The organism is Actinomadura sp. KC345 (assembly GCF_004348515.1).
Taxonomy (GTDB): Bacteria; Actinomycetota; Actinomycetes; order Streptosporangiales; family Streptosporangiaceae; genus Spirillospora.
On sequence record NZ_SMKH01000397.1, the window covers coordinates 1 to 5,823 of the forward strand.

At 72.5% G+C, this 5,823-nt stretch carries 5 protein-coding genes and 1 pseudogene; 2 read left to right on the top strand and 4 right to left on the bottom strand.

All coding sequences use genetic code 11. The annotated features are described in order from the left end of the window. Positions 1 to 158: 158 nt before the first annotated feature. Positions 159 to 884: pseudogene (gene recO / locus E1281_RS36450) on the bottom strand (DNA repair protein RecO); the annotation flags it as partial. 260 nt (positions 885 to 1,144) lie between these two features. Here recO and E1281_RS36455 point away from each other — a divergent pair. Beyond that, the gene (locus E1281_RS36455; RefSeq protein WP_243717757.1) at positions 1,145 to 1,399 is read left to right on the top strand and encodes a protealysin inhibitor emfourin; all 255 of its coding nucleotides are present in this window, start codon (positions 1,145 to 1,147) and stop codon (positions 1,397 to 1,399) included. Between the two features lie 53 nt (positions 1,400 to 1,452). Here E1281_RS36455 and leuA read toward each other — a convergent pair whose 3' ends face one another. From leuA to E1281_RS36470, 3 genes are all read right to left on the bottom strand, one after another. Continuing rightward, positions 1,453 to 3,156: a 2-isopropylmalate synthase gene (gene leuA / locus E1281_RS36460; RefSeq protein WP_131884260.1), complete on the bottom strand. Its 1,704-nt coding sequence runs from the start codon at positions 3,154 to 3,156 to the stop codon at positions 1,453 to 1,455. A gap of 242 nt (positions 3,157 to 3,398) precedes the next feature. After that, positions 3,399 to 4,193, bottom strand: coding sequence for a dimethylargininase (gene ddaH / locus E1281_RS36465; RefSeq protein ID WP_131884261.1), 795 nt, complete (start codon positions 4,191 to 4,193; stop codon positions 3,399 to 3,401). A 1-nt stretch (position 4,194) separates the two neighbouring features. Continuing rightward, on the bottom strand, positions 4,195 to 4,806 hold the full coding sequence (locus E1281_RS36470) for a hypothetical protein (protein ID WP_131884262.1): 612 nt from the start codon (positions 4,804 to 4,806) through the stop codon (positions 4,195 to 4,197). Positions 4,807 to 4,907: 101 nt separating this feature from the next. Here E1281_RS36470 and E1281_RS36475 point away from each other — a divergent pair, with 101 nt between their 5' ends. Continuing rightward, the gene (locus E1281_RS36475; protein ID WP_131884263.1) at positions 4,908 to 5,696 is read left to right on the top strand and encodes a hypothetical protein; all 789 of its coding nucleotides are present in this window, start codon (positions 4,908 to 4,910) and stop codon (positions 5,694 to 5,696) included. Positions 5,697 to 5,823 lie beyond the last annotated feature (127 nt).

Consider the following 5,823-nt stretch of genomic DNA (forward strand, 5'->3'; position numbering starts at 1 on the left):
GGGAACGCGGTGTCCTCGGGGAACGCGGTGTCCTCGGGGAACGCGGTGTCCTCGGGGAACGCGGTGTCCTCGGGGAACGCGGTGTCCTCGGGGAACGCGGTGTCCTCGGGGAACGCGGTGTCCTCGGGGAACGCGGTGTCCTCGGCGGGTCCATGGTCGCGCTCCACGTGGCGCAGGGACCGGATTCCGTGTTCCAGATGCCACTGGAGGTAGGCGGCGACCAGGCCGCTGGTCTCCGCGCGGTGGCGCTGCTCGCTGCCGTCGGCGTACTCCCAGTCGCCGCGCAGCAGCGCCAGCATCAGCGCGAACGTCGGCGGCGCGGGGGTCGCCGCGCCCGGTGTGCGGCAGTTCGCGCAGACCGCGCCGCCCGCCGCGATGGCGAAGCCGCGCAGCCCGCCGCGGGTGCCGCAGCGGCAGCACTCGTCGAGCGCCGGCGCCCATCCGGCGACCGACAGCGAGCGCAGGACGAAGGCGTCCAGGACGAGCCGCGGGTCGTGGGCGCGTTCGCCGAGCGTGCGCAGCCCGCCGACCAGGAGCAGGAACTGCCGCAGCGCGGGCTCGCCCTCCTCGGCGGTGAGCTTCTCCGCGGTCTCCAGCATCGCCGTCCCCGCGGTGTAGCGGGGATAGTCGGCGACCAGCGCCTCTCCGTACGGGCGCAGCGTCTCGGCCTGCGTGATCAGGTCGAGGGAGCGCCGCTCGTACAGCTGGAGGTCCACGTGCGTGAACGGCTCCAGCCGCGCCCCGAACCGGGACCTGGTCTTGCGGACCCCCTTCGCCGCGGCGCGGATCCGGCCGGTGCGCCGGGTCAGCACCGTCACGATGCGGTCGGCCTCGCCCAGCTTCTGCGTGCGCAGGACGATGCCCTCGTCGCGGTAAAGGGTCACCCGCTCATTCTGACGCACACCACCGGATGACTCGGCGCCGCATCCGGGCATCTCCCCAGGATCTTCACGGGTCGGCCCGGGTCATAGCACGCTGCTCGATAACAATTACATACCGTGACCGGTTTCGGCCGCGGTGTCCGCCCGAAAGTTGTGGCTCGAACCATCCGGAGCTGGCAGCGTTTGGGGTGGCCCCGTCCGGGACGGCGGGGCGGAGACGCGGCGCCTCGCCGCCGCAGGCCCCTCCACGGCGTAGGTGATCAGTGAGAGTGACAGTCGTCCGCAGCGGGGGATTCGCGGGAATCGAGCGGCGCGCCGAGTCCGACAGCGCCAGCGATCCCATGCTGGCGAGGCTCGTCGGCCGCGTCGACCTGCACGCGGTCCCGCCGCCGGGCCGGATCCCCGACCAGTACCTGTACGAGATCGACATCGACGGCGACCGCACCGTCGTCGGCGAGGCCCAGCTCCACGGCCCCCTCCTTGAGCTGGTCCACCATGTCCTCGGCCGCGCGCGCTGACGCCGGGGCCGCGGGCGCCCCCGGCGCCCCCGGCGCCCGCGGCCTGCGGAGCCCTACGCGCGGGCGACGCGGTTGACGGCGGACAGCATCGCCTTGAGGGACGCGGTGACGATGTTCCCGTCGATGCCCACGCCCCACACGGACGTGCCGTTCACGTCGCACTCGACGTAGGCGGCGGCACGGGCGTCGCCGCCCGCGCTCATCGCGTGCTCGGCGTAGTCCAGGACCCGGACGTCGATGCCGACCGTGGCGAGGGCGTCCTCGAACGCCGAGACGGGGCCGTTGCCGACGCCCTCGATCTCGCGGATCTCCCCGTCCACGCGGATGTCGCAGCTGATCGCGTCCTTCTCGTCCACCCGCGAGGTCGTGCGGTGCGCCAGCAGCCCGGCACGCGGGCCGCCGGTGAGGAACTCGCTCTCGAAGATCTCCCACATGCGCGCGGAGGTGACTTCGCCGCCCTCGCTGTCGGTGTGCTCCTGGACGACGCGGGAGAACTCGATCTGGAGCCGGCGCGGCAGTTCCAGGGAGTGCTCGGTCTTCATGACATAGGCGACGCCGCCCTTGCCGGACTGGCTGTTGACCCGGATGACGGCCTCGTAGGTGCGGCCGACGTCGTGCGGGTCGATCGGCAGGTACGGGACCTCCCACCGGTGGTCGTCGACCGTGCTCCCGGCCGCCTCGGCGTCCCGCCTCAGGTGCTCGAAGCCCTTGTTGATGGCGTCTTGGTGGGAGCCGGAGAACGCGGTGTAGACCAGGTCGCCGCCGTAGGGGTGGCGCTCGTGGACGGGCAGCTGGTTGCAGTACTCGACCGTCCGGCGAATCTCGTCGATATCGGAGAAGTCGATCTGCGGGTCGACGCCCTGGGTGAACAGGTTCAGGCCCAGCGTGACCAGGCAGACGTTGCCGGTGCGCTCGCCGTTGCCGAACAGGCAGCCCTCGATGCGGTCGGCGCCGGCCATGTAGCCCAGCTCGGCGGCGGCGACGGCGGAGCCGCGGTCGTTGTGGGGGTGCAGGGACAGGATGACGGAGTCCCGGTAGGCCAGGTTCCGGTTCATCCACTCGATCTGGTCGGCGTACACGTTCGGCGTGGCCATCTCGACCGTCGCCGGCAGGTTGACGATGACCTTCCGGTCCGGGGTGGGCTTCCACACGTCGTTGACGGCGTTGCAGACCTCGACGGCGTACTCCAGCTCGGTGCCGGTGAACGATTCGGGCGAGTACTGGAAGCGGATCTCGGTGTCGCCCATGTCCTCGGCGAGCTTGGCGCACAGCTTGGCGCCCTCGACGGCGATCGCGGTGATGCCGTCGCGCTCCTGCTCGAACACGACGCGGCGCTGCAGCGTGCTGGTCGAGTTGTACAGGTGGACGATCGCCCGCTTCGCCCCGCGCACCGACTCGAAGGTCCGCTCGATCAGCTCGGGACGGGCCTGGGTCAGCACCTGGATCGCGACGTCATCGGGGATCCTGTCCTCCTCGATGATCTGCCGGACGAAGTCGTAGTCGGTCTGGCTGGCCGCCGGGAACCCGACCTCGATCTCCTTGTAGCCCATCCGTACCAGCAGCTCGAACATCCGTAGCTTGCGGTCGGCGTCCATGGGGTCGATCAGGGCCTGGTTGCCGTCGCGCAGGTCGACCGCGCACCAGCGCGGCGCCTCGGTGATGACCGCGTCCGGCCAGGTGCGGTCGGTGAGCTTGATCGGGGCGAACGGCCGGTAGCGCTGGAACGGCATGCCGGAGGACTGCTGTCGCGGATACATCCGATGAGAACCTTCTGCTCGAACCTCGCGGCCGACGTGCACGTCGCAGTCCCGCAGCGAGGGAGCCGGCCTGGTTACAGGCCCCCGCTGCGGCCGCTAAGGAGGAGCAGCTCACGGAACACGTCCGCCAAACTAACAGACACCATCCGGGTTACGGAAACCGGCGTCCGCATACTGAGACAACGGGGACCTCTCTCGTCTCATGGGAACGGCGCGCGGGTCCCTCGGCATTCCGGGGCCGCTCAGGGGACGAGCACGGACAGGCAGGTCACGCAGCCGTCGAGGGCCTCGAACTCGCTGATGTCCACGCTGGTGACCCGCAGCCCGTCCGCGGCGAGCCGGGCGGCGGTGCGCGGCGCCGACGCGGCCATCAGGACGTGGTCCGGCCCGAGCACGACCACGTGGGCTCCCGCCGGCTCCCGGGGCACCCGCAGGTACGGCAGGACCGCGGTGTCCACCATCTCGGGCATGCCGATCAGCATCCCGCCCGGCAGCGCGGTCATCGCCGACTTCAGGTGCAGGCAGCCGGCGGTGTCGACCGGGACGACCCTCCGGCCGCCCAGCAGGCGGGCGAGCTGGCAGATGCCCTCCTCGTTCGTGCGGGCGCCGCGTCCCGCGTAGACGGTGTCGCCGACCTGGAGCACGTCCCCGCCGTCCAGGGTGCCCGGCTCCTCGATCCGCTCGACGCGCAGGCCGAGCTCCCGCGCCGCCCGTTCCGCGCCGGGCAGCTCGCCCCTGCGGCGCTCGTCCCCCGACCGGCCGACGACGGCGACGTCGCCGCAGACGACCAGCGCGTCCTCGATGAACACGGCGTCGGGCTGGTCGTCGGCCTCGGCGACGGCCCGCACCCGCCATCCGGCCGAGCGCAGCGCCGCGGCGTACGCCTCGTGCTGCCGCGCCGCGAGCGCGACGTCCACGGGCCGGCGGGCGGCATGGGTGACGATCCCCTCGGCCAGCCGCGGACCGGGGGCCCGGACCAGCGCTCTCCCGGCGCGGGCCGCGGGCCCGGCCTCGCTCGTCTCGGCGCCGGGGAGCATGTCAGCGGGACGCACCCTCGGTGGTCACGATCACACCCAGCGCGTAGGCGCGGGACATGCCGAGCAGGTCCGCGATGGCGTGCAGCTCCTGCCGCTCCCCCTCGCCGAGCGGCCCGTCGGCCAGCCCGATCCGCGCGGCCTGCGCGAGGAACCACTCCTTGGCCTCCACGGAGAGGTACGCCCCGGCCCGGATGATCTCCTGCTCCAGGAAGGTCCGCCGGAGCGCGAGGTCGGCGTTCACCGCGGAGCCGTCGTACTCGGGCTCGCCGTAGCCGGCGACCGTGTCGATGGCGCGTGCGCGGGCCAGCGGGTCGGCGGGGTCGCCGGCGCGCAGGACCAGCGCGACGGCGGCCCGCATGCCGGCGGCGAGGGTCTCCGACATCCGCTCGGCGGTCGGCGTCCGCAGCGCCGCCAGCGGGAAGCGTCCCCGGCAGGTGCGGCACTCCACGGACTCCCCGAGCCTCCACAGCGGCACCAGCGGGACGAAGAACATCGAGAACCAGCGGCGACCGGCGCGCCTCCGGAAGGCACGGTCGCCCCCGCACTGCGGGCAGTGGAACGTCCCCTCACTGACGGTTCGGGACACCGCCGCCAGGCCGAAAACGAGCAACACCGGGGATCTCCTCCCATAACGGACTTCCTTCCAAACTACCGAGCCGCGGGGCCCGCCGGGGCCGTACCGGGCGATGCCGTTCCTGCGTTTACGCTGGGTCCATGACCGGTGACCTGGGTTCCGGGGCGGGCCGCGAGCGGTCGCGCCCGTCCTTCCTGCCGCCCGTCGACGGCTATCCGCCGCCCGGCGACGCCGCCTCGGACCCCGTCCCCGGCGAGGCCCCGGGACCACCGCGGCGCGGTGCCCCCTGGATCTTCGCCACGATCGTCGCGGCCGCCGCGCTGCTGGTGTCGGCGTTCCTGCCGTGGGCACACGCGCAGATGGTCATCCAGCTTTTCGGCCGGCCGATCGCCCGCGACCTCGGCAGCCTCGCGGGCATCGACGCCGACACCATGATCGTCGCCGTCCCGGTGCTGGCCGTCGTCGCGATCGCGCTGGCGTGCTGGGACCTGATCGGGCGGGACGCCCGGATCGGCGCCCTCGCCGCGATCCCCGGCACGCTCGCCCTGCTCGTCTGCGGCATCTTCGTCCTGCGGCTCGGCGACGTCCGCGACAACCTGCCCCAGACCGGCCTGGACTTCGGCTACCAGATCACCGTCCGCTACGGCTGGTACCTGGCCGTCCTCACGTCCCTGCTGGTGGTCGGGTTCAGCCTGGCCCGCCCCATCGCCGAACGCGTGTCCAGGCCCCGGCGGGGGCAGGACGAGATTCCGCAGCGGCACGCGGACCGGCACGCGTCCATGGAAGAGCCGCAGTACGCGGACCAGCGATACTGGGACGGCCAGTATCCGGAAGACCCTTACGCCGCCTGGCCCCAGGAGGACCAGGCCTGGGGGCGGCAAGCCGAGGAGGAGTCTCCGCGCAGCACCGACGAGCCCCGCAACGGTTGAAAGGTGGCAGGTGGCGGGCGGGGGCTGGAGGACGGTCGGCCGAGCCGAGCTCGTCCATTGAAAGGTGGCGGGCGGGGGCTGGAGGACGGTCAGTCGTAGAAGCCGAGGCGGCGGAGCTGCTTGGGGT